Source organism: Algoriphagus sp. AGSA1, assembly GCF_021390545.1.
GTDB lineage: Bacteria > Bacteroidota > Bacteroidia > Cytophagales > Cyclobacteriaceae > Algoriphagus.
Genome location: NZ_JAJUWR010000015.1, coordinates 25,601 through 51,146 on the forward strand (window position 1 = coordinate 25,601; position 25,546 = coordinate 51,146).

The window sequence follows — 25,546 nt, forward strand, 5'->3', positions numbered from 1 at the left end:
CTTGCAGTTTTAAAACTACTAAAATAGCTGTGTGCTACATTGAATAGCCTCTTATGACAACTGTTGACTGCCAGTAAGTTATAAGATTTTTATGGTGATCCTTCGGTTCAGCGCTTGATTCTGCGGAGAAGTGTTCGGGACCATTGGCTCCTTATCCCCTTTTCCCTCTACCAACGCACGGCCTTCATGAAAACCAGCTGATATTAAAAATTGCTGGACACTTTTGGCACGCTGTAAACTCAACGTTTGATTATAACTGGCACTCCCCACATTATCCGTATGGCCTGAAATCAGAATATTCACATTTGGATTTTCGGTCAAAAATCTGACAAGCCGTTTCAGGGATGAAATGGACTCACTTTTGAGGCTATATTCATCGAATTCAAAAAACACATTTTCAAATACAAACTCTTCCCCGGCGGCCACAGGCACCAATTCCACCTTCAGATCTTTTACGTTCTTGATATTATCCCGCTCCACGTTATATATCTTTGGCAAATACCCTTTTTTCTCCACATAAAGTCCCGAAATCGCCTTATTTGGATAGAGCATCATAAACTCTCCTGTCTTACCATCCGACCCAAACTGATACAGCGTACTATCATTTGTGAGTGAAACCAACGAAAGTGAAGCATCTACAGGCTCTCCCGTCTTTGAGTTGAGCACTTTCCCTTCTGTAACAGTCAAATTCTCCCCCAAATAAATATCCTCAGGGAACTTGAATCTATACAAAAGAGATCTGTCCTGCCCTTGCTCCACTGAGGTCAACTCTGTGAAATAAGCATAATCCTTTTGGGCTGTAATAAATAATGCTACCTGATCATGCTGGTCATTGATAGGCAAACCCAGATTTTCAGGTTCCGAAAACTCCCCGTCCACCACCCTGGAAAGATGTATGTCCATGCCACCGAATCCAGGATGTCCATTGGAAGAAAAAAACAGGATTTCATTATTGAAAAACATAAATGGGGATATCTCATCTTTTGGTGTATTTACAACATTGCCAAGATTCTTAGCCACTGACCAAGTGCCATCATTTTGCAATACGCTGTACCAAATATCATTGCCCCCAAAACCACCTTTTCTATTGGATGAGAAAAACAGGATCTTCCCATCAGCTGAAAGAGACGGCTGAGAATCCCAGGAGCGGGAATTGACATTTTTACCCATATTCCGGGGTCGTTGCCACCTCCCATTTAATTTATACGCAATATACAGGTCGCAACTCCCCTCAGAATCAGGGGCATCACATGAGGTGTAGATCAAAACATTTCCATCCGCAGTGATAGAACAGGTTCCCTCGTTATAAGGTGAGTTAATTGTTTCGGCTATACTTTGGGGTTTGGTCCAACCTCCGTCCAGGCCCATAAATGACATATAAATATCCTCCTTATGATTGGTCCCGGCCCCATCTCTCTTAGTAAACAAAATCTGCTCCCCGTTCGCTGTGAGCACAGGGAAATACTGGAGCTGAAATTCATTCAAAGGCTGCTCAAGCTTTTCTTTCTCTATCACCCAATTCCGCTCCAGATGATCTTTGAGAAACCCCATCCTGTCAGCCATTTCTTTGTAAGACACATGTTTCCGAAAGCTTTCCTCCAACAGAGGGTCTGTTTCCAAAAATTTTGAATAGGCTTCTTTATACCTTCCTTGCTTCAGGTAAACATTGGTAAGCACCCAACCTATGTCCGCCCTATGCTTTAATGTTGCTTTGGGATTTGCCAATTTTGACTGGCCGCTAATCAAGGTCTTCTCAGCTCCATCCAGGTCTCCTTGTGTCAACTGAAGTTGGGCTAATTTCACATAGGCTTCCACAAACGAAGCTTCTCGCTTTATCGCACTTTGGTATTTTTCAATTGCCTCCTCATATTGCCTTGAAAGGGTAAGCTCCTCCCCTTCTTGGTACATCTTGATAGCCCTACTATCTATAATAGAATAGCCCTGGGCACGGGCCACCATACTACTAGACAAAAGGAATAAGAAAAGCAAAACAGTACGCATGGACTTAAGGAATGTCCATAAATTTATGGGTTTGAAGCGAAATTTTCCATTTTGGGTGATTTTTTGCGAAGTCTATGATCACTGGAGTAAACTTTTCTGCTTTACTCCATTCCGGCTGAAGACGCAATTCGCAGCGAGGATCCACCAACTTAGCATGCTCTTCCGCAAATGTGAAATCACTTTGATGGAACACTACCACCTTAAGCTCATCCGCTACTTTATAAACAGATGGATGAGGTTTCTTAAATTTTTTAGGGGAGAAACAAACCCAGTCAAAATCCCCCGAAAACGGATGGGCTCCTGACGTCTCTATATTCGTGGTGAAGCCTTTTGCTTTCAACAAGGAAGTCAATGGGCCTAAATCATACATCAAGGGCTCTCCCCCTGTGATCACAACCAGCCTTCCCGGATAAGCCAGGGCATCGGACACAATTTCTTCTATAGATAAAACCGGCCATTTACCCGAATCCCAAGATTCCTTAACGTCGCACCAGACACATCCCACATCACAGCCTCCCAGCCGGATAAAATAAGCCGGGTGCCCCGTAAATCTACCTTCTCCCTGTATTGTATAGAACGCCTCCATAACCGGAAGCATGGTTCCTTGCGCGACCATTTGTGCTGTCTTCATGAATTTTTGGTAAAGCGGGCGATTGAACCGCTGGTGAATAATACCGCAAAGGTAAGGGATTTGAATTGGAAAACTCAGGGATGGCGAAATTGTGACATGCGACCAACTTTCCTAAAATCATTGAAATCTATAGTTCTTTAAGCATCACAATCCGATAGTCGTCCACTTCTCCCTTTTGCCGGACTCCGATGACCCGAAAGCCTCGGCCCAACCCAAAGCTGATCATCGCAGGGAAGCGGTTTCTGGTCTTGAAGAAAATTTGCTTAAAACCATTCTGCTTAGCCCATTTTTCCATGTAATCAGCCAATGCCGTAGCCACTCCAGATTTTCGAAATCCGGGAAGCACACCTCCCATCCAGGAATAAAAAGTTTCAAGGCGTTCATGTTGATACCCTACTTTAAACCCAATTAATTCACCCTTCACTTCTGCCACTAAGGCTAAATGATGTACGTTCTCAAGCCTTTTTTTGTAAAAATCTTCTCCTATCTTTTCATGAAATTCCGGAATAAGCCGATGAATGACCAAAAGCTCTTCCCATGAGGCCTCCCGTACAACAATCCTAATTTTTTGTTCCTTATTCATAATAATCTAGGTGTAATTGGAAATCTTCCCAGCTTGAAAAGCCTAACATCAAATTCCTCTGAAAAAACCAGATAAAATAGGATATCATGATGAATTGTGAATTTGAATTCTAAAGCCCGTCATTTTTTCTATTTTTGCAGGCATTCAGTTGGAAAATAACGAATAATTCAAACATGGCGGAGTATAATTTCAGAGAAATAGAAAGAAAATGGCAGGCATACTGGAATAAAAACCAAACTTTCCTTGCCGAGGTAAATCCTCAAAAACCTAAATTCTATTCTTTAGACATGTTTCCGTACCCCTCAGGCGCAGGACTACACGTGGGGCACCCTCTTGGATATATTGCTTCAGACATCGTGTCCCGGTTCAAAAAACTGAAAGGATACAATGTGCTTCATCCAATGGGCTATGACAGTTTTGGACTACCTGCTGAGCAATACGCCATACAAACAGGACAGCACCCTGCTATTACCACCGAACAAAATATCGCCAGATACACCGAACAATTAAAGAACATAGGCTTTGCATTCGACTGGAGCAAAGAAGTCCGTACCTCCAACCCGGACTACTACAAATGGACCCAGTGGATCTTTATGCAGCTTTTCAACAGCTACTACGATCTGGACGTTGACAAAGCACTTTCGATTGATTCTTTAATAGAACGATTTGAGAAAGAAGGAAATGCTAACGTGAAAGCTGTCTGTGACGACGAAACACCAAAATTCACTGAAGAAGAATGGGGCGCTTTCTCCGAAAGGGAAAAGCAGGAAATGCTTCTCAGATACAGATTGACATTCTTAGCTGAGACCACCGTCAACTGGTGTGCTGCCCTAGGAACCGTGCTTTCCAATGACGAAGTAAAAGACGGATTCTCGGAGCGGGGCGGACATCCTGTGGAGCGAAAGAAAATGATGCAATGGTCGATGAGAATCACCGCTTATGCTGACCGCTTGCTGAAAGGTTTGGAAAAAGTAGATTGGCCTGAACCTGTAAAAGAAATGCAGCGCAACTGGATAGGCAAATCCATCGGGGCTGACGTGGTTTTCCAGGTAAAGGATTCTGAACTAAAAATAAAAGTCTTTACTACCCGTGTAGATACAATATATGGAGTCACCTACCTGGCCTTGGCTCCCGAATCTGATCTGGCGGCGGCACTGATCACGGAAGATCAGCGTGAAAAGACAGAAGCTTACATAGAAGTGGCAAAAAACCGCTCGGAACGTGAGCGTATGAGTGATGTGAAAACTATCTCAGGCGCATTCACAGGATCCTATGCGATCAACCCGTTTAACGGAGAAGAAATCCAGATATGGGTAGCCGATTACGTATTGGCTGGCTATGGTACCGGTGCCGTTATGGCTGTTCCGGCACATGACGAACGGGACTATAATTTTGCCAAGCACTTCGGATTGGAGATCAGGCAAGTGATAGAAGGATCCATGGAAGAGGGTTCTTTCCCCGGAAAAGGTGGTTTCATCATCAACTCAGGCTTCATTTCTAATATGTACATGAAAGAGGCCATGGATAAAGCCATAGCGTTTTTGGAAGAAAAAGGCATAGGCAAAGGCAAAATCCAATATAGAATGCGGGATGCGATTTTTACCCGCCAACGTTATTGGGGTGAGCCACTCCCAGTTTATTTCAAAGACGGACTTCCTTATTTAGTAAAAGAAAAAGATCTTCCACTGGTTTTGCCTGATGTGGATAAATATTTGCCAACCGAGGATGGAGAACCACCACTTGCCCGAGCGAAAGACTGGAACTACAAGACTCCTGAAGGTGAATTCCCTCTGGAAAGAAGCACCATGCCAGGTTGGGCTGGCTCCAGCTGGTATTTCTTTAGATATACAGACCCTAAGAACGAAAGCTCATTTGCGGACAAGGCCAAAACAGATTACTGGGGCGCAGTGGATTTATACATAGGAGGCTCTGAACATGCAACAGGCCACTTACTCTATTCTAGATTCTGGACCAAGTTTCTTTTCGACCTTGGTGTAGTGAGCATCGATGAGCCATTCCAGAAGATGATCAACCAAGGAATGATCCAAGGAAGGTCAAATTTTGTTTACCGTGTCAAAGGCACCAATCAGTTTGTAAGCAAAGGGCTAAAAGATCAATATGACACCTTTGAAATGCATGTGGACGTAAACATCGTCCATAACGATCAGTTGAACCTGGAGAAATTCAAAGCTTGGAGGCCTGATTTGGCCGATGCGGAATTCATCTTGGAAGATGGCAAGTACATCTGTGGAGCTGAAGTGGAAAAAATGTCCAAGTCAAAATACAACGTCGTCAATCCTGATGATATAATCGAGAGATATGGCGCAGACACCCTACGATTATACGAGATGTTTTTAGGCCCATTGGAGCAATTTAAACCGTGGAATACCAATGGGATCGACGGGGTTTATAAATTCCTCCGAAAGCTTTGGAATCTATATCACACTTCCTCAGGCGAATTCAATGTCTCCGATGCCGTGCCAAGCAAGGAAGAATACAAAGCCCTTCATAAAGCATTGAAGAAAATGGAAGAAGACATGTCCAATTTCTCCTTCAACACTTCCGTCTCCAGCTTCATGATCTGTGTGAATGAGTTAACAGCATTGAAATGCAATAAGCGTAAAATACTTGAGCCATTGGCCCTGTTGGTTTCCCCGTATGCTCCACATATCGCAGAAGAACTTTGGAGCCTATTAGGTTATACCAGTTCTATTACCGAAGCGTCTTTCCCTGTTTTTGAGGAAAGCTATCTGAAAGAAAGTGTCTTTGAATACCCGGTGATGATCAACGGTAAAATGCGTGCTAAACTCAACCTTGATCTTTCCCTTTCAAAAGATGAAATCCAGGAAGCAGCACTTGCAGATGAAACTGTACAAAGGTGGCTGGAAGGCAAAGCGCCAAAGAAGATCATTATCGTCCCTAGTAAGATCGTGAATTTGGTGGTTTGATTAAATTTCAATCCTGAAAGTACTGGAGCATAGAATTTCAAATTTTGATTTCTTTGCTCCTTTTTCGTTTATAGGTTAGTTTTAGTTTAAATTTCATCCCAATGATCATCTACACCTTCCCGATTCGTACGGCTTTTATCGATCGCGACCTGGAAATGATCCGTCCTGAGATGAAAATCACAGCATTGGAATTCACACAGAACCCAGCCAAACTTCCATTTTATTTCATTTTACAGTTTCTCCAACTCCTCTGGCTTCTACCCAGAACCACCCAGTACCTGTGCTTTTTTGGTGGGTATCACTCGGTCTTACCAGTTTGGTTTGGAAAGGTTTTCAAAAAGAAATGCATTATTCAGGCAGGTGGGGCAGATTGCATGAATATGCCTGAAATTGGATATGGAAATTTCAGGAAAAAGTGGTTGAGAAAAGCGACGGTTTACAGCTTTGTGAATTGCGATTTGATTTTGCCGGTAGCTGGGGCACTTGTGGAGCAGGAGTACAAATACGACCCGCGAATATCATCCAAACAGGGACTTCTTAACCTTATCCCTAATTTGGCCACTCCGATTCAAGTTATTCCCAACGGATTTGACACAAATTTCTGGAAAGACCAAAAAATAAACAGGGAACCAAAATCATTGATATCTGTCGCCACAGGCACCTCAAAACAATCCCGCGCATTGGTAAAAGGATATGATCTGATAGAGCAATTAGCCTCATTACATCCGGATATTAAAATAACCCTAGTTGGTGATAAAAACTATTTCACCCCCTATTCCAACATAAACGTACTGGGCAAACAGTCAAAAGAGGAGTTACTAGCTCTCTATAATTCTCACCAGATCTATTTACAGATATCAACTTCCGAAGGTTTCCCTAATGCTCTTGCCGAGGCCATGGCTTGTGGGTGCATTCCGGTAGGCTCCTCTGTGGGCGCTATCCCGGAAATCATCGGCTCAGAGAATCTCATTTTAAAAACCAAGAACTATCACGAATTGGAATCTATTGTTTTAACTACTTTGAAAAATGATCAAAGCGAGGGGAAGAAGAAAAGTAGAGAAAGGATTGTGGCCGAGTTTAATTTTGACAATAGAAGAGACCTCCTTTTGTCCCAACTGATAAAATCCTGAAAACCAACCTAATTTCTTTCTCTTCGAAGAACTCCATTTGTTCTAAAGATCGCAAATGAGGCATTTAACATTATCCTCATCTCAGAAGCAAGCCTGCTATTGTACATTTGGGCAAAAACCAACGCCAGTATTTTAATTCAACAAAATTGGATTTTCCGAATTTTCAAGAAGAGAATTACAGGAAGGCCAAATTTTCATATTTTCCACATTAGAAGTATTCCTTTTTTAGAATTAAACCACTTTTCCGACAATCAACAAAAAATTGATCTAGATCAAAGATTTTTTAAACCACTTTTTTGCATATTAACATTACGTTAAAAAAATACAAGCATAAAAAAGGGGGCTTTTAAAAAAAAGCCCCCAAGAGTGGGTCTATTGTCAATCATCTAAAACCAAATATACTTTTGTAATCCTTGCTGTGTATTTGTTTTTTTGATCTATATATTTTGTTAAACATAGTGAAAATGTTTTAAAGCGCCCAAAAACAAACAAATATTTTTTAAGAGCATTTCACGGATTATTCAGGGAACGTAAAACTTAATCACCTATACTGAATCTAAAAACCCACTTCTTTTTGTTGAAGACTGATTTTTGATTCGGAATATTATTTTTCCTTAACTTCCATCGTGTAACCAGTTGCCATGAAAAAACCAACACTTGTTGTAGGAGTAACTGCCTTTTTTGATGAAGCGGAATTTACCGAAGCTGAGATCCAGGCAGTGATGGGAGAGAATGTCAAAAGATTTATCCTTCAACACCTTAAGTTATGAACGAAGCTCATATCCACAAACAAAGCAGTTACTTTCAAAACCTCCAGGAGTACCTTCGGGAATTTGTATATGGAGGGATCGATGGGGCGGTGACCACATTTGCAGTGGTTGCGGGAGGCTTTGGAGCCGATCTGAATACAGGCATTATCATTATTCTAGGATTCGCCAACTTACTTGCTGATGGATTCTCCATGTCGGTAGGAGCTTATTTATCCGCAAAAAGCGAAAAGGAAAAATATAAAAAGCATGAGTCTATCGAATATTGGGAAGTAGAAAACACCCCTGAAATAGAGCGAGATGAAATAAAGGCGATCTATAAAGCCAAAGGGTTTCAGGGTGACTTGTTGGAAAAAGCCGTGAATCAGATCACATCTGATAAAGACCTCTGGGTAGCCGAAATGATGAAAGACGAACTCAACCTAATGATGGAAACCAAAAGTCCTTTTAAAGTTGGACTTGCCACATTAGCATCCTTTCTGATAGTTGGATTCATTCCATTACTCGTCTATCTATGGACATATTTCTATCCTTCCGAAAGCAATATCTTCCTCTGGACGAGCATACTAACAACATTTGCATTTGTGGTGATTGGCGCCCTCAAATCCATAGTCAATCAGACTTCCGCCACTAAAAGTATTGGAGAAACAGTGGGACTAGGTCTTTTAGCAGCACTCGTAGCTTACTATGTCGGCGACATACTCGAAAACTTTTTCACGACCTAATAATATGAAATCGACACGATTAAAATCATCATTAAACACACAGGGCTCCGCCGACTGGCAGATTAATCTTCAAAGATTCTCCCGATCCGCCGCGACGGACGGGACAGGCCATCTGGCCTTAGAAAAACAATTATAAACACATGAAATCGAGCATGTCGAAGGCGACACACACTGATATGATTATCAACTATGCGAGATTCCATATGGCAATTGAAAAACAATTATAATCATATGAAAACCATAGATGAAGTTTTGCTCTGCATGGACCAGATCGTGGAAGAATGCAGAAGCGATCAGTCACGCATAGGTTACTTCGCTATTCTGTACCGCCAAGTTACCCGTAGAATCCGAGATGGGATTCTTGCCGGGGAATTTGAAGACAATCCCAGAATGGAAAAACTAGACATCCTTTTTGCAGGTAGATTTATCGATGCTTATGAAATGTGGAAAAAAGGTGAAAAACCTACAAAAAGCTGGTTCCTGGCTTTTGAAGCCAGTAAAGGAAGCAAGCATCTGGTCTTGCAACATTTGTTTCTTGGGATAAATGCACATATCAATCTAGATCTCGGGATATCTGCCGCAGACACCATGGGCACGGAACCTATAGCCGGTATCCAGAACGATTTCAATAAAATAAATGCAGTACTTGCCGAATTGGTGGACGGAGTAAAATCAAACATCTCCACCGTGTCCCCCATTTTCGGCTGGCTGATTCCTTTGGTAAAAGGCCGGGATGAAATGCTGCTCAATTTCTCCATTCAATTGGCCCGGGATGGGGCATGGAAATACGCAGGAGAATACTATGCTTGCGAGGATCGAGCTGCCTCAATTTTAGAGCGTGACATGGCTATTGCCAAACTGGCCAATAGGTTGATCAGCCCTGGGAAATTTTTGTTGTTTATGGTAAAACTAGTGGGTTTTGCAGAATGGAAGTCTGTCGTCCGCACCATGGACCAGCTGGATATTGTAGTCAAAAAAGCCCAAACAATCTAGGTTTATGTAACCTGAAATTAAAATATATGCATATCCGCTTTTCTACCAGTAAAGAGACAAAGCATTATAGGATTTGGTGAACACTAGCGTTGAGACATATTCGGTCTTCCAACCAATATAACAAGGGAAATATGGCTACTGGCATCATTGCGGATCATCATATTAAAATATATACTCTTCCAAAAAGTTCTCACATCCCATGACAGGGATTTGTGAGTAATAAAAACCATCAGGATCTTCGGTGACGACCATATTACACCCACTCCCCAAAGCCGAGTAATACTCCAATCCATCCTCAAAATCCTGCACTTGCCTATTGGACAAGGCTTGATCCACGGTATCCTGATCCAGCGAGGTCATCACTAGCTTTTTTGACAGCATTTCTATCTTCAGCTTGGCCATAGCTGCACCAGATTTCTTTTCGGAAAAATAAAACGCAATCGCAAGACAAATCGGGGAGGTGTAAAGATGAACATCTCTTCTATCTGCCAAACTAAGAACACGCGATGAAACGGGGAACAGAGGGTATTCTTTATTGAGCACTGAGATGATCACATTAGCATCAAGAAAAATCCTCATTTCTTGGAAGAGAAGAATTCATCCTTGAGGGCCTTCCTACTAGGAGTTTTGCGATATTCCACTCGCCCTTCAGCCACAAAATCCACCCAGTCCGAAACCGGCAAATCCTCTAGAGACTTGTAGTTTTTGGAGGTAATCTGCGTATAGAGATATTCTGTCAGCCTAGAAAGGCTAATGTTGTTTTTTTCAGCAAATGACTTCGCTCGATCGATTACATCTTTGTTAAATGATAGTGTAACTTTCGCATCCATAACTGTTGCTTTTATTACGTAAAAGTATTAATTTCTATACGTAAAAACCACTTTATAAGATTTTTTTTTACAAGACACTGAAAATCAAACATCCCCTATTATCTTAACATAAACCAATTGCTAAAGCTTAAACTCTGATTCAACCTTGGCTATTTCCGCATCAGTCTGAGCCTTGTTCTTTCGGTTGGTTTTCTCTTTATGGAGGTCTGTAGCATAAAAGTGAGTGTCTTGGAAATATCCCACCCGGGCTTCGGATTCTCCTTTGGCAAAAGTCCATTTTTCATCTTTAAACAGCCTTACCTTATCCTCATGAAGCTCCAGATACTCATCGTAAGGCCCCCGTGGTGATATCAGCTTTACGAATATCGGCGCTGTCTCTATCGCGACAAAAAGCAACAATATAAAAACATTGGCCATAGCCATAGCTGAGCTTTCTTTGGTAAGCGCATCAAGTGCTTCCATACGGGCAGCCAGCCCGTCGAAGCCTTCGATCCCGGGCTGCTGCTTCTCAAACTCTGCCTGTCGCAATGCCACAAAACTTCGGATTTGTGCTTCCAGCGTATCAACCCTCACCTGATTTCTCTGCCTCAACTCATCCAATGTAGCCTGGGCAGCATCGAGCTGTTGTTCTTTCTTTTTAGCATTTGTACCCAATCCTACAATTCCACTCGTTCCGGTGGTTTTTTCACCGAATCGCTCCGCATCATATTCTCGCTGAAGCTGATCACGATAAGCAGTAAAATCTATGACTTCATCCTTCAACGTATCAATTTTCGATTCCAGCTCCTTAATTTCCGGAAAGCCTTTTGCTAGCTTCAGTTTGGATTCTGAGATAAATTCTGTCCTCTTCTCATCTATTTTTCTATTTATCTCACGCTCGAACATTTTCAATTCCAAGGGTTTTGAGATCACTAAAGCAAGCAATACGGCCAATACCAATCTGGGAATCGCCAGTTTCCACTCCCCCCATGTGTTATCCTTTTTCCTCATGCTGGACACGATAAACCGATCCAGATTAAAAATCATCAACCCCCAAAGCAGTCCAAAAAAGATTGCCGGCCATATAGATTGAAACACAGTAAACAAGGCATATCCCGCAGCCAATGCTGCCAATACTCCTGTGAAAAAAACCGTCGCTCCGATTCCTACATATTTATTCGATTCCGTGGGCGACCGCTTGAGCAATGGAAAGATAGAGCCGCTGCAAAACAAGAAAAAACGGGTAAGATGTGTCATATAAATGGAAATAAGGTAATGAGTTCTCTCCTACGGCTAATATGGGATTTCAAAGCGATTTCTATTCCTCCTAGCTATTGATTCACTTAGTGTAACGACTTTCATTTTTGACCATATTTGTTATAGCCCATGCAGCTGTGTTTCTTCATTTTCCTTTGATACTACTATTATAATTTTCAATAATCAGTTGCGCCACTAATTTCGGATTTTGATAATATATACCATGGCTGTATTTTGGAAGCAGAATAATCATACTGCTGTCGTTATCCTTTATCAAGTCCGAAAAATGCTGTATTCTTAAATTATCGTATTCTTTCCACCAAGGCTTAAAATTGATTCCCAAATTAAGATTTTTGTTCATTTCTTCATCTGGATGTTCAATGTGTTTATTGTATGAAATAATTACCGTCACAGCAATGCTCTTATTTAACGGTGGTAAATGTCGATATTCCTGAAAGTAACCAGATGCATTAGATTTCAAAGCCCTCGTTGCATCATTCTGTGCGCCTTGGCTAAAGTCCTTATTTTCGGACATCATTTTCTGAATTTGAAAAAACACCTCATGGTATCCAGTAGCACTTTCAGATTTGATTCTCGCCTCTTCATTTTCTTCGGAAGACAGCATAAAGTCCGTTGGGTCTGAGAAAACAAGCCCACAAACTTCCTCCGGAAATTTAGCGGCAAATAACCTTATGTAAGGCCCACCAATTGAATGTCCAACCAATAAATAAGGCGGTTTAACATTTAATGTTCTCAGCAAATTATGCAAGCGTTCTGCAATTTGGGAATCGGAAGTAATTTCCAAATCAAGTTCGGATTGTCCAACTCCGTTTCTCTCATACTGAATACCAGAAATATGGTTTGGAAGAAATGGAAGAATGGGATCAAAAGTCCCTCCTCCTAATCCTGACTCGAAAACAAGAATAGGTTCGCCAACTTTTCTATTTTCAATATTGAAGGTTTTGTAGGCTATTTTTTTTCCATCAACAACTACTGGTTTGTTTTTACCATGCTGAGCATAAATCGAGGATTTACAGGCCATTAAAAATAAAACACCTAAAATTATTTTGTTTTTACTTTTCATATATGCGGTCGGCGTTTTGTTCAAAACCATAGCTAACATCTTACTCAATTCAACGCTAAAACTCCTCCAAAAAAGATCAACCCCAGAATCCACTCTATTAAAATGGGATGGAAATCTCCAAAAACAACCCATACATCAAAATATCGTAGATAAAATGTGTCGAAAATCATTGGGCTCTGCTTCCGCACAAGAGATGGAAAATGTCCGAACTGTACGCGCATGTACTGCAACTGATCGGTTTTGTTCATTTGTAAAATAAACCAAGAGGAACACAAGACAGTCATGGTATTCCCAGTACCACTTTGTTATATTTAAAACATGAAGAATCACATCTCCCCTACCCTGCTTTTCCTTTTGGTATTCACCCTGCAATTCACCTATGGCCAAGGCATCCCCTTCCAAGAGGAAGTGAATAGACGTGCCAAAGAGATCGACGATGCCGGCTGGAAGTCCGGAAGTGTAGTATTTACAGGAAGCTCCAGCGTGCGGATGTGGAAAAACCTACAAGAACAATTTCCAGATGTAGCTCTCTTAAACACTGCTTTTGGCGGATCTCAGGCACACCAGCTTTTGATGCATCTGGATGAAACCGTCCTAAGGTACGAGCCTTCTAAAGTGTTCATTTATGAAGGTGACAATGACATCAATGCCGGTCAGGAAATCTCAGATATTATGGTTAATCTAGATGAAATTGTCACTAGGATTCATGCCGAGTATCCTGAAACAACAGTGAATCTGATCACCGCAAAACCGAGTCCCTCCCGATGGCACAAAAAAGACTCTTACTTGGCTTTGAATGATTTAATCCGACAGTACGCCACCACCCATGAGGGCGTGCATATTGTCAATGTGTGGGACATCATGCTTGATGACACCGGAAAGCCGAGAGCGGATATTTTCCTCGAGGACGACCTTCATATGAACGAGAAAGGTTATGAGTTATGGAAGGAAATCTTCACGTCATTTCTATAACTCAAGCCTAGGATGCAAAAACACCACGTAGCACAATAAACATACCTCAGGACAAACCAGAGACGATCTTATCTCGTATCTCAATGCACTAACACAGATTAACACAAAACCCTAAACACAACCCCTAAAATTGAGTTTAGTGTATCAATAACAACACCCCACCCAAAACACAAGAAAAACTACAGCATGTTTAGTACAAATAAACTATTGCCTCCGATGGTGTCTTTCCTTATCACATTGATGTTTGCCTGTGGAAATACGGGCGTCCAAAAACAGGGCTCAACTGATGCCCATAAACTTGATGAATACAATGGCAGGACAGAACTAGCCACTTTTGCCGGTGGCTGTTTCTGGTGCGTAGAAGCGCCTTTTGAAGATATAGATGGAGTAATTACCGTCATCTCAGGATATGCCGGAGGCAAAGAGAAAAACCCCACCTATGGAGAAGTGTCTAGCGGGAAAACTTCGCATAGAGAAGCTGTTCAGATCACTTACGATCCGGAGGTCATCAGTTTCTCAGAATTAGTGGACATCTTCTGGCAAACCTTTGACCCAACTGACGAAGGAGGCTCATTTTATGACCGGGGATCTCAGTATGAATCCGCTATTTGGTACCATGACAATGGGCAAAAAAAAGTAGCGGAGGAATCCAAAAAGCTGTTGGATAAATCAGGGAAGTTTGAAAAGCCTATAGCGACCCCGATCATCAAATTCACTAATTTCTATCCTGCTGAAGATTATCACCAGGACTATTATAAGAAAAACCCGCAGGATTACTATGCCTATAGAAATGGTTCTGGAAGGGACAAGTTCATAAAATCCCATTGGCCCGAGCTTTCTGATAAAAAATATACAGCTCCATCTAAGGCAGAGCTGAAGAAAAATCTGACAAAACTACAATACGAGGTGACCCAGGAAGATGCCACTGAAATGTCCTTCCAGAATGAATACAACGACAATCACAAAGACGGGATTTATGTGGATATAGTTTCTGGTGCACCGCTTTTCAGCTCCAAAGACAAGTATGAGTCGGGATCGGGATGGCCAAGCTTTACCAAGCCTATCGATGCCAGAGCATTGGAAAAACCCACTGACGACGATCTAGGCATGCTAAGAGTGGAAGTCCGTAGCAAATTTGGGAAAAGCCATTTGGGACATGTATTCTACGACGGTCCAGAACCTACAAACCTTCGGTATTGCATGAATTCAGCTGCCATGAAATTCATTCCAAAGGAAGATATGGAAGCACAAGGTTATGGGAAGTATTTGTGGCTTGTGAACTAAAGGAATAAAAAGCTGCCCGAAAGCAGCTTTTTTTATGGAGTATTCCAATATTTTTAATTCTTTTTTTTGAATAAAAACCAACCCGATTTCTATATTTACTTAAACTCGTTGTCGTTATGAAAAAATTCGCGTGGATTGCCGGTGTTATTTTGGTTGGGGTATTAGCCGGGATATTCTGGTACAAATTCTATTTTGTATTTGGAGATGGTGTGAAGGCAGGCAGCTTAAATTACTTTGTGAAAAAAGGGGTGGTATTTAAGACTTACGAAGGACGTGTCGTTCAGGAAGGCTTTCAGAGCCCTACTGCAGGTGGACTGCAAAGCAATGAGTTCCGCTTCAGTGTAGTTGATGAAAGTATTGCAGCGCAATTGGAAAGAGCTTCAGGCAAGTTCGTGGAGCTTCGCTACAAAGAATATAATGGAATGCTACCTTGGCGAGGAGCCAGTAATTTTGTGGTCACTGAAGTTTTGACCGTAAATGAATCGGGCAAAGCCGACGGATCAGCTTTGCCCTTTGACCAATAATCAAGGACGGGTCCAGAAGTCCACGACAGTCACTTTATCCAAGTGAGGCCCAAGGATCTTACCAAAAGCATCATGCGCCGGATGAGGCAAGTATGCATCCCGTGCTGCTTCAGAATGAAATGTCAGGATGAATGCATGTGTCAGGCCTTGATTTAAGCCTTCAGGGCTGGAATTTGTCCCCCATTCAAACTCCTCTATCCCCTCAATCTCGTTTTGGAGATTTCGGAAAGCATCTATTACGGACTGGATATCCTCTGGAGATGAAGTCTCTTTAAAACTAAAAAAAACAGTGTGTCTTAGGACTGAATCAGGTTTTGCTGCCATAGGTTCTTCGTTGATTTCTTCTTTAATTTCTGTTTCAATTTGTTTAACCTCTTTTTCCGCACAAGATAATGCCAAGAGTAAAGGAAGGAAGTAAATGAGTTTTTTCATCTGTTTGTAATTTGTTTTTCAGTGGTCATATGGAATCTCGCTTCACAGATAATCACTCCTCGTGTGACTCTTGAGTCATGCTCGATTTCATAGTTGTTGGATTTTTTACCAATCTAGGCAGATTCGAGAAAATATTCTAAATCTACAGGTAATAGCTACTCATGTCGCATTATAATTTGTGGAAACTAGGCTTTTTATAATATTCAGATTACATTCAACGAAATATTAGTAGATCTACGAAATTTCATAAAATGAAAAGACACCTTTATTCCAGCCTTCCGGTTTTATCTACCCTCATTCTAGTTACTTTGAGTTGCGGCACAAAGAAGGATAGTGAAGGCAGCACATTGGATTATTCCAAAACAGCATATGAACTTATAAAAGTAGATTCTTTCCAGATCAATAATTTCACCAGAGTCAATATCCTGGATTACAGTCCCGAAGAAAAAATCTACTTAGGCTATTCTCTTACCGAAGATGACATCCTCGAGATTTCTGAAGAAGGGGAAATCCTACGGCGTGAACACAAAAAAGGCGAAGGTCCAGGCTTGTACGGAAACAGAAATCCTACCGGCCTTTGTTTCGGCCCAAATGGACAAAGGTTTGTGGAATTACCTTTCCAGATAATCAGCTATGACCAAGATTATGAAATCATCCACCAGCAAAGACTGTTGTCCCCACTTCCTATAAGGACATCTACTCCCTTAGGAAGACCTCCTTACTTCCAGCATAACGATACTACAAAGCTTCTGGTCGGACCAAGCAATTATATATCGGCTAATTATCTGATTCATACTAAAGAAGGGAAGGACACTCTTCAGAACTTTTATGAGTTGAACCTATTAAGCGGCGCAGTGAAAAGCGTAGTTTCATATGAGCCCACGTCGATTTACAATTCTACAGAAAAGATCTATTCAGGTTTAATGGGCAAATCATTTTTCATTGATCACCACAACAACGAACTGGTGCTGGTGCATAATTTGGAAAAGGAAATATTAATCTATGAATTACCTGACTTTTCCCTGAAAAGGTCTATCCCTATCTCACATTCTCAATTCAAGACCTATTCGCCTATTCCATTAGGCTCTAATCCCTCAGATAACAATCAAGACGAATTAGGAAGATTATCCGCCCACAATCAGAAGCTTTTTGACATGAGCGATGGGTTTTATCTATTACAGTATTTCACAGGGATTTCTCAAGCAGAGTATGACAGCAGACACACGGAGGAAAAGCCCTATGTGGGCAAATTTGACCCACAGGAGCAAAGGATAATACTTTTCAAAAACGGGAAACAGCTATCACCGGAGCTCGATGCCCTGGATGGAAGCTTGATTATTTCGCTTCCTGACAACAAAATCCTAGTTCAAGAACGGGAAAATACTGAAATTGAGGAAGAGTTCACTCGTTTTTATATCTATCAGCTTCAAACCAAGTGAGTATGAAAGTTGCGTTTTTCAGCACCAAATCCTATGACAGACAGAGCTTCGACAAGCTACTCCCTCAGCACAAGCATGAGTTCACCTACTTCGACCCCAAACTTGACAGTATAACCGCGGCACTAGCAGAAGGACATGATGCAATATGCACTTTTGTAAACGACCATTTGGACGAAGCCGCCCTCACCAGACTCTCTGAAATAGGTGTGTTAAACATTGTACTCAGATGTGCCGGATACAATCAAGTCGACTTAGAAAAGGCATCGGAATTAGGCTTCAAAATCTGCAGAGTGCCAGCGTATAGTCCTGAGGCAGTTGCAGAGCATGCACTGGCACTGATCATGACTCTTGCCCGCAAAACCCACAAGGCTTATAATAGGGTCAGGGAAAACAACTACTCTCTTGAAGGCCTGACTGGATTTAATATCAACGGCAAAACCACAGGAGTAATAGGTACTGGGGCAATAGGCAAGGCATTTTGCAAGATCATGCTCGGCATAGGATGTAAAGTGCTGGCCTTCGACATCAAAGAGAGTGAGGAGCTTAAAAAACTGGGGGTCATCTATATGCCTCTCGATGAATTGTTGCCACAGAGTGATATTATCTCGCTTCACTGCCCGCTGAATTCAGACACCCATCATCTGATAGATCAGCAGAGACTTTCGCAAATGAAAGAAGGAGTGGTACTGATCAATACAAGTAGGGGTGCGTTGATAGCATCCAAGGCAGTGATCCAAGCCCTGAAAACCAAGAAAGTTGGTAATCTGGGCATTGATGTGTACGAGCAGGAAGAAGATCTGTTTTTCCAAAACCGATCTGAGGAAATTCTGCAGGATGAAGACATCGCCCGACTGATGACATTTCCAAATGTCCTGATTACAGGCCACCAAGCTTTTCTCACTAATGAAGCACTGACCCAAATATCCGCGACTACCCTAAAGAATTTGGATGAACTGGCAGAGGGAAAGGACCTTACAAATGAGGTGAAGTGGAAAAACTAATCCAACCATATAATTTTTTACGATTAATTAGCCGCGGTATCCTTGACCTCTGGTGGCACGGAAGTATGCGTTTTCGCCCTCAACTTCTACCTAGTGTTTTTTTGCTGCTTAGCCCCCTAATATGTTTACCGAAAATAAAGATATAAAAATGCCTGCAAACCATAGACCTGCAGGCATTGAACTTTGTATTTCTTAACTGGGCCAGGCCCTGAGGAATTACTTAGCTACTTTCACGTTCACAGCGTTAACGCCTTTTTTACCTTGAACTACGTCATAAGTAACGTGATCGTTTTCACGGATTTCGTGTACTAGACCTGAGTGGTGTACAAATACATCTTCACTGTTGTCTGCTGGTGTAATAAAACCAAAACCTTTGGTTGTGTTAAAGAATTTTACTGTTCCTTCATTCATGATTACTAACTTTTTAAATTGGTGTTTCTATTATTTTGTTGTTGTGCATTGTTCGGATATTCTCTTCTCGGAGCGTTCTCTTTCCTTTGCGGATTTTCTTTTTTCGGTGGTTCTGGTTCTGGCGGAGTGTCTGAGATGTTACCAAACTCATCCACGTACGCAATCATATCGTCCAGATCTCCACTTTTTGGCTGCTCCTTGCGCGCTGCCATCTTTTCTTGTTTTTCTCTCTTTTTTCTCTTTTTAAGTTCTGCTTTTTGCTTTTTAATGAATGTGTTTTGGTTTTTTGACATTGCGACGATTTTAATTGACAAATGTTATGGCCCTGCCGGTTTTTCCGGCCCGGCCTGTCCGGCCAATTCTGTGGATATAACTATCCATAGACATGGGAAGCTGGTAATTGATCACATGGGATACATCAGCTACGTCTATACCTCTGGCAGCTACATCAGTTGCCACCAGCACTCGAGTCATTCCGCTTTTGAACTCATCTATGGTTCTATTTCGGAAGTTTTGGGACTTATTTCCATGAATCAACCCAGATTTGATACCGGACTGATTTAATTGCTTGCTTAATTTATCTGCGATCCTCTTGGTTTCGGTGAAAATTATCACCTTTTCCAGATCTACTCCTTTAAATAGATCGGCAAGAATATCAAACTTATTCTTGCCTTCCGGCACACGAATAATCTCTTGATCTACATTTTCACTGGTCGTCCCACCGGTATTTACTTTTATCTCAACAGGATTATTAAGCAATCCCGCTATGAGAGCTTTTTGATTAGGCTCCAGTGTGGCTGAGAAAAGCATGGTCTGGCTTCTCTTAGTCATTGAATTTACGAGTTTTTTCACATCTTGCACAAAACCCATGTCCAACATCCGATCGAATTCGTCCAGCACAAGCGTATTTACTTTGTTGAGATGAAGCAACTTACGGTTAGCCAAATCCAACAATCTTCCAGGAGTACCTACGATCACATGAAGCTTTCTATTCAACGCCTTGAAATCTGAATTGATGTTCGTTCCTCCAATGAATGTATTGGAGAACAAATTCATCCCTTTGCTGAGACTCTTGAATTCTTCTTCTATCTGCAAAGCCAACTCTCGGGTCGGCGTTACTATCAAGGCAGAAAAATTCTGGGGATCCTGTTTGGCGTGTTCTATGATCGGTATCAAAAATGCTCCGGTTTTACCAGAACCTGTATTTGATATTCCGAGTATATCCCTTTTGTCCATCAAAGCTGGAATAGCCTGCTCCTGAATATTGGTCATACTTTCGTAGCCCTTTGCTTCCAGATTTCTCAACAACAAAGCATTTAAATTCAAGCTTGAAAACGGTGTCTCGGATCGAAATCCTTGTTGTCCACTAGGCTGGGCCTTCTTGACAAACAAATTAGGATCTAGCTTAGACTCCTTTTTCTTATTTTGACCAGACCTATCAGCAGGACGGGAATTCCTCCTTTGATTTGCCTGTGGTCTTGTATTGCTGTTTCTTTGTGTATTCATTTTAAATTAGGCTTTAATTGACTCCATATTGGGTTCATTACCCAATAGATAGAGCATTTTGAAATGGTCCAACACAGCCATTAAAAAATGTGGTTTAGAATAATAAGGCACATTGAATTCCTCCGCTGTGGCCTTTACGATCGGTGCTATATCCTTATAGTGTACATGACAAATATCAGGAAACAAATGGTGTTCTACCTGGAAATTCAACCCTCCGACAAACCAAAACAACAATTTAGATTTGGGAGCAAAGTTACAGGTAGTAGCCAACTGGTGAAGTATTCTCTCTCCTTCTACCACTCCATTGGTGTCAGCTTTCGGGAAATTAACTTCTTCTACTATATGTGCTATCTGAAACACCATCGTAATGACAAATCCAGTCACAAAATGCATCATTATAAAAGCAAGGATTATCATCCCTACAGAAAAAGAGGAGAAAATAATCGGTAAACCCAGCACCACTGAGAAATAAGCGAGCTTAAGGAACACCAGTTTTATTATTCCTTTTCTGTATGCTTTCTCCCCACCTTTCACAAGACCTTTATTGTAATACCTAGTAAACCTGATAAAGTCCTTAGCAGTCACCCATGAAAGAGTAGAAAGGGAATAAAAAAACCAGGCATATAGGTGTTGGAACTTGTGTAGCCCATTTTTATCCGCGTTTGGAGAGAATCTCAAGAAGAAAGGGGCATTGATATCATCGTCATGTTCGTCTATGTTGGTAAAGCTATGGTGAAGCACATTGTGTTGCAGGTGCCAAACCATGGAGCTCGCGCCTACCATATCGAGGGTATAACCGATCCAGGTGTTTGTTTTTTTATTTTTGGAATAAGAACCATGGATTGCATCATGCATTACCCCCATACCTACTCCTGCCATTCCAAAAGCCGAAAACAAATAACAAGCGAATAATTGAAATGTGGTCGTAGCCATGCCCGTTATCACTAAAAAAATCGGCACGACATACAGTGACACCAAGATGATTGACTTAATGATCATCTCTCTATTACCGTATTTCGATTTGTTTGTGGACGTAAAATGTCCGTAAACTCGCTTTCTTAATGTTTGGGAGAATTCAGATAATTCTGATTCTGAGAACCTTACTGTCTTAATGGCACTGTGATTAAATTATAAATACTAATGTTTCCCGTGGGATTTTCTCTGCAGGTTTTAATTCTATGACCGGACTTGCCCGGATCTCATGAATTAAAAAAGTAGAAAGAAGAAGAATTAAAACCTTTGCGAGGGGAAACTCTTGAATTTGCTACTTAAGCAGGTTGACAATCAACGCATACTTTATTTCAAGTAAAAAGGATGTCACTGGACAGCGCCTTTATGCTTGCAAAGGTGAGGAGAAGATTTTGCAAATCCTAATACCAATTAAACGCCAACTGTTTACAACCGTATTATTTCTTACAAAGAGACATGGTTGAAAAGTAAAACCCTGTTACAAAAAATGCCTTAAACACCTTTTAACAGGCACTCAACGTTGAGAAGCAGGAATAGCGATCTGGATAATTATTTATTTTTCCGCAACTTCCCTTCTTACTCAGAATGATCAACTTTATTTTGCTTCTGCCAAAAAAACCTGTTTACCTGCTACAAGCCCCTGTACTATATAGCGCCCTTGATGATCATAAAGATGTATATCCAGTTCATCGCCCATGACACACTCCGCCAGATAATTGATCGAAAAGGGAAGCGTATGACAGCCATTTTCCCGTAGGATATTTTCCACCCAGCGTAAATAGCTGGTATTATTCACATGATTGTTCAAATCCAAATCTGAATACCTGACTTTTACTTTCTCACTTTTTACTAATTCCCCCTTAAGCCTAACCTTTCCTGGCTGCCATTCAGGTTTTTCCGAGGGATCGAAGAGAACCGCCGGCAATGCATTTTCAGGTCTAAAAATACGCTTGGTGCGTACATTCATCAGCACCCAAGAACTCATGCCACAGGCAAGAGCATCTCCTGAAGGACTTGTGACTAAAAACTCGCGAAAAGCGAATAACTTATCCACTCCCCTTCCTGCCGTATATACCTTGATCGAGTCTCCCCATGAAGGAAGCTTTTCACAGGTGATTTCCAATCGGGACAGAATCCAGGATAAATTCTGTTCTTGAAGGCTTCTCCCAAAATCAGCAGAATCTGCATGCCTCCATGCGATTTCCTGAAATAGATTGGACAATGCCACCAAACTCAACTTCCCAGCTGGATCGACCTGATAGGATCGAACCTCAAAATCTTTTTGAAACTGAAAGGAAGTATTACAACTCATTTAGATCGGTTAGGTGTGACTTTGACCGGGATAAGAAACACAGCTTTTCGTACACTGGACAGCAGAGTGATTCCCAATCCCGCCACTGCAATCAGGGCAAAAGAGAATTTCAAATTAAATAATTCCGCTATAAATCCAATCAAAGGTGGCCCCAACAAAAAACCAAAGAATGAAATGGTGGACACCAAAGCCAGCGCAACACTTGGTGAATACAGTTTGGACCGCCCTGCAATACTGTAGGATAGTGGGATAATAGAGGCCACTCCAAGTCCAACAAGCAAAAATCCTACAGTTGCCATAATCACCGTCGGGAAAAGCACCGCTAAGCCCAGTCCGATAAAAATCAAAACCCCACTCACCTGTATTACTTCCACTTTGGTATATCTGGCGGCAACCTTGTCTGTGATAAATCTTCCAGAGGCCATCGCCCCCATAAAGGCAACATAACCTAAAGCTATCATGGATGGATCCGACTGTACTACCTTTTTGAAATAAACCCCAGACCAATCAAACATGCAGCCTTCTGCCATCATTCCCAGAAAAGCAATCAGACTGATTCTCAGCAAAAGGGCATCGGGCTTTTTCATCACCAATCCGCCTCCACTATCTGTCACTTTCTTTTCCTTGATAATAAAACCTTGAGCCGAAAGTATCATGACAATCGAAATAGCCATCACCACGGCATAATGCTGCGCTGGAGAGAAGCCTATGTAAATCATCAATGCACCAAGTCCGGCACCTGAAAACCCAGCCAGACTCCACAAGCCATGAAAAGAAGCAAGAATACTCTTCCCCATTTCATCCTCCAAGGCCAAACCTTGTGTATTTAGGGAAATATTCATCACATTTCCCAGCATACCATATAGGATAAGTACAGGAATCAAAAACCAGGTGGTAGGAGCCAATCCAATCAAAGGTAAGGTCATCGCATAGGCAAAACTGCCAAACATCACCACCGTACGGCTACCATACTGATGTACAGCCCATCCGGCAATAGGCAATCCGATGACAGAACCCAACGGTAAAAACAACAATAAAGTACCCAATTGCCCTTCGGATAAATCAAACTTCGCCTGGATATCCGGAATCCGGGCTGCCCATGATGCAAAGCAGAGGCCGACAAAAAAGAAAAAAGCCCCTAGGGCAACTCGTCTTTTAGAAAGTATGTTCATGAATGGCTAGGATTTAAGAGGCTCACAAAAGTACAGAACATTCAATCAAAATCATGCTGGATTCATAACATTGCTCCTGAAAACTAGTTACCTTAGACATACTCACCTCACCAAAACTTCATGGAACTGGTCATAGCAGGAGCCGTAATCGTTACCGCCATATTTATCGTTCGCTTTATTGTCAAAAAAGTTTTTGACTGAAAAAACCACTCCCTTTTCAGAAAGTGGCTTCATAATCCAATTTATAATTTCTCAACACCTCAATTCGGAAGCTTGTCGGAAAACTTCCCATATACCCAAGTCCCGGCAATAGCTGAAAGCAAAGTTATAATTACCACTGTAAACCCAGATCCGATCTGGGCAAAAAGCGGTCCAGGACAGGCTCCTGTAATCGCCCAACCCAACCCGAAGATAAATCCACCATAGACCTGCCCCTTGCGAAATTCCTTTGTTGGGATTTTGATCTTTTCTCCCGCAAGCGATTTAATGTTGAAACGCTTAATCAACTGGACGGATATTATCCCCGTCACTATCGCAGAACCGATTACTCCATACATGTGAAAAGAATCCAATCGGAACATTTCCTGGATTCTAAACCAAGAAATAATTTCCGCTTTCACAAACACGATTCCGAACATAATCCCAAGGATCAAATATTTGACAAGGGAAAACCCTCTTTCGCCGGACTCTTGAGAATTCGGTGCATCACAGACCACTTCTTGAATATTTCTTTGTACTTCTTTCATTTCCTAGTGATTAAAATCCAACCAACTTCATTAATGGAGCCAAGAACACTTGCGTCATCAAAAAGCCACCAAACATAAAGAACATAGTAGCGACCAAGGATGGCCACTGAAGTGAGCTGATGCCCATAATAGAATGCCCGGAAGTGCAGCCCCCTGCGTACCTTGTACCAAAACCGACCAAAAATCCTCCCAAGACAAAAAACACTAAACCCTTGAGCGTAAATATATTTTCCCAAGAGAAAACATCAGTAGGCATCAACCCGGAAAAATCAGTAATTCCCATGGCTGCCAGTTCCTTCTGCGTCTCATCTGAGATCACGATTTCATTAGGATCTGACAAAAAGGAGGTTGCCACAAAACCACCGATAAAAACCCCTAGGACAAACACCAGATTCCAAGTTTCTTTTCTCCAATTGTATTGAAAGAAAGGAATCTTCGCTGGCACACATATCGCACACACATGCCGTAATGAAGATGAAATCCCAAAGCTTTTATTTCCCAAAATGAGAAGTGCGGGAACAGTAAGCCCTATCAACGGACCAGCCACATACCAGGGCCATGGCTGGGAAATCCAGTTTATAAGTTCATTCATATCTTGAGTATTCGTGTTATTTTATTTAGTTGCGATTGGCGCAGAGGTTATAAACATCTTTCCATGATTGATCAGCTGGAATACAAACGACCGAAGCACCTACAAGCTAGTGATCAGTCAATCCTAGCGTTCTACCTGGTGATCTAAAAGCAAGTGGTCTGTGAGGACACAGACCACGGGTTCTTATATCTTAATTCTTTAAACTAGATTCTTGAATCTAGTGTCTTGGCTCTAGCTTCTTGACTCTTGGATCTATTG

The 25,546-nt window shown here is 41.7% G+C and carries 27 protein-coding genes; 10 read left to right on the forward strand and 17 right to left on the reverse strand.

The annotated features are described in order from the left end of the window. Nucleotides 1–78: 78 nt before the first annotated feature. The 3 genes from LZF95_RS13220 to LZF95_RS13230 all read right to left on the reverse strand — a co-directional run bounded on the left by LZF95_RS13220 (nucleotide 79) and on the right by LZF95_RS13230 (nucleotide 3,215). Entirely contained in the window at nucleotides 79–2,001 is a 1,923-nt protein-coding gene (locus tag LZF95_RS13220) for an OmpA family protein (protein WP_233755553.1), read from the reverse strand. A gap of 4 nt (nucleotides 2,002–2,005) precedes the next feature. After that, nucleotides 2,006–2,632, reverse strand: coding sequence for a 7-carboxy-7-deazaguanine synthase QueE (locus LZF95_RS13225; RefSeq protein ID WP_233755554.1), 627 nt, complete (start codon nucleotides 2,630–2,632; stop codon nucleotides 2,006–2,008). A 127-nt stretch (nucleotides 2,633–2,759) separates the two neighbouring features. Beyond that, nucleotides 2,760–3,215 carry a GNAT family N-acetyltransferase gene (locus LZF95_RS13230; RefSeq protein WP_233755555.1) on the reverse strand — a complete coding sequence of 152 codons (456 nt, stop codon included), beginning with the start codon at nucleotides 3,213–3,215 and terminating at the stop codon, nucleotides 2,760–2,762. A gap of 173 nt (nucleotides 3,216–3,388) precedes the next feature. Here LZF95_RS13230 and leuS point away from each other — a divergent pair, with 173 nt between their 5' ends. The 5 genes from leuS (at nucleotide 3,389) to LZF95_RS13250 (ending at nucleotide 9,778) form a co-directional block, all read left to right on the forward strand. Further along, the gene (leuS, locus tag LZF95_RS13235) at nucleotides 3,389–6,163 is read left to right on the forward strand and encodes a leucine--tRNA ligase (protein WP_233755556.1); all 2,775 of its coding nucleotides are present in this window, start codon (nucleotides 3,389–3,391) and stop codon (nucleotides 6,161–6,163) included. Nucleotides 6,164–6,264: 101 nt separating this feature from the next. Further along, a complete protein-coding gene (locus LZF95_RS13240; protein WP_233755557.1) occupies nucleotides 6,265–7,293 on the forward strand; it encodes a glycosyltransferase family 4 protein in 1,029 nt (342 codons plus the stop codon). 641 nt (nucleotides 7,294–7,934) lie between these two features. Next, nucleotides 7,935–8,063, forward strand: a complete 129-nt coding sequence (locus LZF95_RS27575) for a hypothetical protein (RefSeq protein ID WP_262912247.1) — start codon at nucleotides 7,935–7,937, stop codon at nucleotides 8,061–8,063. Beyond that, nucleotides 8,060–8,785: a VIT1/CCC1 transporter family protein gene (locus LZF95_RS13245; RefSeq protein WP_233755558.1), complete on the forward strand. Its 726-nt coding sequence runs from the start codon at nucleotides 8,060–8,062 to the stop codon at nucleotides 8,783–8,785. The genes LZF95_RS27575 and LZF95_RS13245 overlap by 4 nt, the downstream gene beginning before the upstream one ends. 189 nt (nucleotides 8,786–8,974) lie before the next feature. After that, a complete protein-coding gene (locus tag LZF95_RS13250; RefSeq protein ID WP_233755559.1) occupies nucleotides 8,975–9,778 on the forward strand; it encodes a DUF5995 family protein in 804 nt (267 codons plus the stop codon). Nucleotides 9,779–9,940: 162 nt separating this feature from the next. Here the strand turns inward: LZF95_RS13250 and LZF95_RS13255 are convergent, their stop codons facing one another. The 4 genes from LZF95_RS13255 to LZF95_RS13270 form a co-directional block, all read right to left on the reverse strand. Continuing rightward, on the reverse strand, nucleotides 9,941–10,357 hold the full coding sequence (locus LZF95_RS13255) for a PIN domain-containing protein (protein WP_233755560.1): 417 nt from the start codon (nucleotides 10,355–10,357) through the stop codon (nucleotides 9,941–9,943). After that, a complete protein-coding gene (locus LZF95_RS13260) occupies nucleotides 10,354–10,608 on the reverse strand; it encodes a DUF6364 family protein (RefSeq protein WP_233755561.1) in 255 nt (84 codons plus the stop codon). Before LZF95_RS13260 ends, LZF95_RS13255 begins: the two co-directional genes overlap by 4 nt. Before the next feature lie 120 nt (nucleotides 10,609–10,728). Then, nucleotides 10,729–11,844, reverse strand: coding sequence for a DUF4407 domain-containing protein (locus tag LZF95_RS13265; RefSeq protein ID WP_233755562.1), 1,116 nt, complete (start codon nucleotides 11,842–11,844; stop codon nucleotides 10,729–10,731). A gap of 145 nt (nucleotides 11,845–11,989) precedes the next feature. Next, nucleotides 11,990–12,928, reverse strand: a complete 939-nt coding sequence (locus LZF95_RS13270; RefSeq protein WP_233755563.1) for an alpha/beta fold hydrolase — start codon at nucleotides 12,926–12,928, stop codon at nucleotides 11,990–11,992. Between the two features lie 318 nt (nucleotides 12,929–13,246). Between LZF95_RS13270 and LZF95_RS13275 the strand changes: the two genes are divergently transcribed. From LZF95_RS13275 to LZF95_RS13285, 3 genes are all read left to right on the forward strand, one after another. Continuing rightward, the gene (locus tag LZF95_RS13275; protein ID WP_233755564.1) at nucleotides 13,247–13,900 is read left to right on the forward strand and encodes a GDSL-type esterase/lipase family protein; all 654 of its coding nucleotides are present in this window, start codon (nucleotides 13,247–13,249) and stop codon (nucleotides 13,898–13,900) included. A 186-nt stretch (nucleotides 13,901–14,086) separates the two neighbouring features. Continuing rightward, nucleotides 14,087–15,184 (forward strand): peptide-methionine (S)-S-oxide reductase MsrA, encoded by a 1,098-nt coding sequence (msrA, locus tag LZF95_RS13280; protein WP_233755565.1) that lies wholly within the window; start codon nucleotides 14,087–14,089, stop codon nucleotides 15,182–15,184. Between the two features lie 116 nt (nucleotides 15,185–15,300). Then, nucleotides 15,301–15,708, forward strand: a complete 408-nt coding sequence (locus LZF95_RS13285) for a hypothetical protein (RefSeq protein ID WP_233755566.1) — start codon at nucleotides 15,301–15,303, stop codon at nucleotides 15,706–15,708. Here the strand turns inward: LZF95_RS13285 and LZF95_RS13290 are convergent, their stop codons facing one another. Then, nucleotides 15,709–16,140: a Dabb family protein gene (locus LZF95_RS13290; RefSeq protein WP_233755567.1), complete on the reverse strand. Its 432-nt coding sequence runs from the start codon at nucleotides 16,138–16,140 to the stop codon at nucleotides 15,709–15,711. It lies immediately after the preceding gene. Nucleotides 16,141–16,391: 251 nt separating this feature from the next. Here LZF95_RS13290 and LZF95_RS13295 point away from each other — a divergent pair, with 251 nt between their 5' ends. Together LZF95_RS13295 and LZF95_RS13300 are read left to right on the forward strand one after the other, a co-directional pair. Continuing rightward, nucleotides 16,392–17,579 carry a hypothetical protein gene (locus tag LZF95_RS13295; RefSeq protein WP_233755568.1) on the forward strand — a complete coding sequence of 396 codons (1,188 nt, stop codon included), beginning with the start codon at nucleotides 16,392–16,394 and terminating at the stop codon, nucleotides 17,577–17,579. Between the two features lie 2 nt (nucleotides 17,580–17,581). Next, nucleotides 17,582–18,580 carry a 2-hydroxyacid dehydrogenase gene (locus LZF95_RS13300; RefSeq protein WP_233755569.1) on the forward strand — a complete coding sequence of 333 codons (999 nt, stop codon included), beginning with the start codon at nucleotides 17,582–17,584 and terminating at the stop codon, nucleotides 18,578–18,580. 216 nt (nucleotides 18,581–18,796) lie between these two features. Here the strand turns inward: LZF95_RS13300 and LZF95_RS13305 are convergent, their stop codons facing one another. From LZF95_RS13305 to LZF95_RS13340, 9 genes are all read right to left on the reverse strand, one after another. Beyond that, on the reverse strand, nucleotides 18,797–18,991 hold the full coding sequence (locus LZF95_RS13305; protein WP_086501652.1) for a cold-shock protein: 195 nt from the start codon (nucleotides 18,989–18,991) through the stop codon (nucleotides 18,797–18,799). Nucleotides 18,992–18,996: 5 nt separating this feature from the next. Next, nucleotides 18,997–19,284: a cold-shock protein gene (locus LZF95_RS13310; RefSeq protein WP_233755570.1), complete on the reverse strand. Its 288-nt coding sequence runs from the start codon at nucleotides 19,282–19,284 to the stop codon at nucleotides 18,997–18,999. Between the two features lie 10 nt (nucleotides 19,285–19,294). Next, nucleotides 19,295–20,497, reverse strand: coding sequence for a DEAD/DEAH box helicase (locus tag LZF95_RS13315; RefSeq protein WP_233755571.1), 1,203 nt, complete (start codon nucleotides 20,495–20,497; stop codon nucleotides 19,295–19,297). Nucleotides 20,498–20,503: 6 nt separating this feature from the next. Continuing rightward, a complete protein-coding gene (locus tag LZF95_RS13320; protein WP_233755572.1) occupies nucleotides 20,504–21,430 on the reverse strand; it encodes an acyl-CoA desaturase in 927 nt (308 codons plus the stop codon). Between the two features lie 631 nt (nucleotides 21,431–22,061). Further along, nucleotides 22,062–22,778, reverse strand: a complete 717-nt coding sequence (locus LZF95_RS13325; RefSeq protein ID WP_233755573.1) for an acyl-[acyl-carrier-protein] thioesterase — start codon at nucleotides 22,776–22,778, stop codon at nucleotides 22,062–22,064. Continuing rightward, a complete protein-coding gene (locus LZF95_RS13330) occupies nucleotides 22,775–23,950 on the reverse strand; it encodes an MFS transporter (protein ID WP_233755574.1) in 1,176 nt (391 codons plus the stop codon). The genes LZF95_RS13325 and LZF95_RS13330 overlap by 4 nt, the downstream gene beginning before the upstream one ends. Nucleotides 23,951–24,052: 102 nt before the next feature. Next, nucleotides 24,053–24,184, reverse strand: a complete 132-nt coding sequence (locus LZF95_RS27580) for a hypothetical protein (protein WP_262912248.1) — start codon at nucleotides 24,182–24,184, stop codon at nucleotides 24,053–24,055. A 26-nt stretch (nucleotides 24,185–24,210) separates the two neighbouring features. Then, on the reverse strand, nucleotides 24,211–24,696 hold the full coding sequence (locus tag LZF95_RS13335) for a DUF6691 family protein (protein WP_233755575.1): 486 nt from the start codon (nucleotides 24,694–24,696) through the stop codon (nucleotides 24,211–24,213). Nucleotides 24,697–24,706: 10 nt separating this feature from the next. After that, nucleotides 24,707–25,288, reverse strand: coding sequence for a YeeE/YedE family protein (locus LZF95_RS13340; RefSeq protein WP_233755576.1), 582 nt, complete (start codon nucleotides 25,286–25,288; stop codon nucleotides 24,707–24,709). Between the last annotated feature and the right edge of the window lie 258 nt (nucleotides 25,289–25,546).

Bases quoted from the DNA above. Each gene is read 5' to 3' on its own strand.
- LZF95_RS13335 (WP_233755575.1), bottom strand. From the start codon at position 24,696: ATGAAAGAAGTACAAAGAAATATTCAAGAAGTGGTCTGTGATGCACCG.
- LZF95_RS13255 (WP_233755560.1), bottom strand. From the start codon at position 10,357: ATGAGGATTTTTCTTGATGCTAATGTGATCATCTCAGTGCTCAATAAA.
- LZF95_RS13250 (WP_233755559.1), top strand. From the start codon at position 8,975: ATGCGAGATTCCATATGGCAATTGAAAAACAATTATAATCATATGAAA.
- LZF95_RS13325 (WP_233755573.1), bottom strand. From the start codon at position 22,778: ATGAGTTGTAATACTTCCTTTCAGTTTCAAAAAGATTTTGAGGTTCGA.
- LZF95_RS13260 (WP_233755561.1), bottom strand. From the start codon at position 10,608: ATGGATGCGAAAGTTACACTATCATTTAACAAAGATGTAATCGATCGA.
- LZF95_RS13340 (WP_233755576.1), bottom strand. From the start codon at position 25,288: ATGAATGAACTTATAAACTGGATTTCCCAGCCATGGCCCTGGTATGTG.
- LZF95_RS13305 (WP_086501652.1), bottom strand. From the start codon at position 18,991: ATGAATGAAGGAACAGTAAAATTCTTTAACACAACCAAAGGTTTTGGT.
- LZF95_RS13275 (WP_233755564.1), top strand. From the start codon at position 13,247: ATGAAGAATCACATCTCCCCTACCCTGCTTTTCCTTTTGGTATTCACC.
- LZF95_RS27575 (WP_262912247.1), top strand. From the start codon at position 7,935: ATGAAAAAACCAACACTTGTTGTAGGAGTAACTGCCTTTTTTGATGAA.
- msrA (WP_233755565.1), top strand. From the start codon at position 14,087: ATGTTTAGTACAAATAAACTATTGCCTCCGATGGTGTCTTTCCTTATC.
- LZF95_RS27580 (WP_262912248.1), bottom strand. From the start codon at position 24,184: ATGAAGCCACTTTCTGAAAAGGGAGTGGTTTTTTCAGTCAAAAACTTT.
- LZF95_RS13265 (WP_233755562.1), bottom strand. From the start codon at position 11,844: ATGACACATCTTACCCGTTTTTTCTTGTTTTGCAGCGGCTCTATCTTT.
- LZF95_RS13285 (WP_233755566.1), top strand. From the start codon at position 15,301: ATGAAAAAATTCGCGTGGATTGCCGGTGTTATTTTGGTTGGGGTATTA.
- LZF95_RS13290 (WP_233755567.1), bottom strand. From the start codon at position 16,140: ATGAAAAAACTCATTTACTTCCTTCCTTTACTCTTGGCATTATCTTGT.
- LZF95_RS13295 (WP_233755568.1), top strand. From the start codon at position 16,392: ATGAAAAGACACCTTTATTCCAGCCTTCCGGTTTTATCTACCCTCATT.
- LZF95_RS13315 (WP_233755571.1), bottom strand. From the start codon at position 20,497: ATGAATACACAAAGAAACAGCAATACAAGACCACAGGCAAATCAAAGG.
- LZF95_RS13320 (WP_233755572.1), bottom strand. From the start codon at position 21,430: ATGGCTACGACCACATTTCAATTATTCGCTTGTTATTTGTTTTCGGCT.
- LZF95_RS13300 (WP_233755569.1), top strand. From the start codon at position 17,582: ATGAAAGTTGCGTTTTTCAGCACCAAATCCTATGACAGACAGAGCTTC.
- leuS (WP_233755556.1), top strand. From the start codon at position 3,389: ATGGCGGAGTATAATTTCAGAGAAATAGAAAGAAAATGGCAGGCATAC.
- LZF95_RS13270 (WP_233755563.1), bottom strand. From the start codon at position 12,928: ATGAAAAGTAAAAACAAAATAATTTTAGGTGTTTTATTTTTAATGGCC.
- LZF95_RS13330 (WP_233755574.1), bottom strand. From the start codon at position 23,950: ATGAACATACTTTCTAAAAGACGAGTTGCCCTAGGGGCTTTTTTCTTT.
- LZF95_RS13230 (WP_233755555.1), bottom strand. From the start codon at position 3,215: ATGAATAAGGAACAAAAAATTAGGATTGTTGTACGGGAGGCCTCATGG.
- LZF95_RS13245 (WP_233755558.1), top strand. From the start codon at position 8,060: ATGAACGAAGCTCATATCCACAAACAAAGCAGTTACTTTCAAAACCTC.
- LZF95_RS13225 (WP_233755554.1), bottom strand. From the start codon at position 2,632: ATGAAGACAGCACAAATGGTCGCGCAAGGAACCATGCTTCCGGTTATG.
- LZF95_RS13310 (WP_233755570.1), bottom strand. From the start codon at position 19,284: ATGTCAAAAAACCAAAACACATTCATTAAAAAGCAAAAAGCAGAACTT.
- LZF95_RS13240 (WP_233755557.1), top strand. From the start codon at position 6,265: ATGATCATCTACACCTTCCCGATTCGTACGGCTTTTATCGATCGCGAC.
- LZF95_RS13220 (WP_233755553.1), bottom strand. From the start codon at position 2,001: ATGCGTACTGTTTTGCTTTTCTTATTCCTTTTGTCTAGTAGTATGGTG.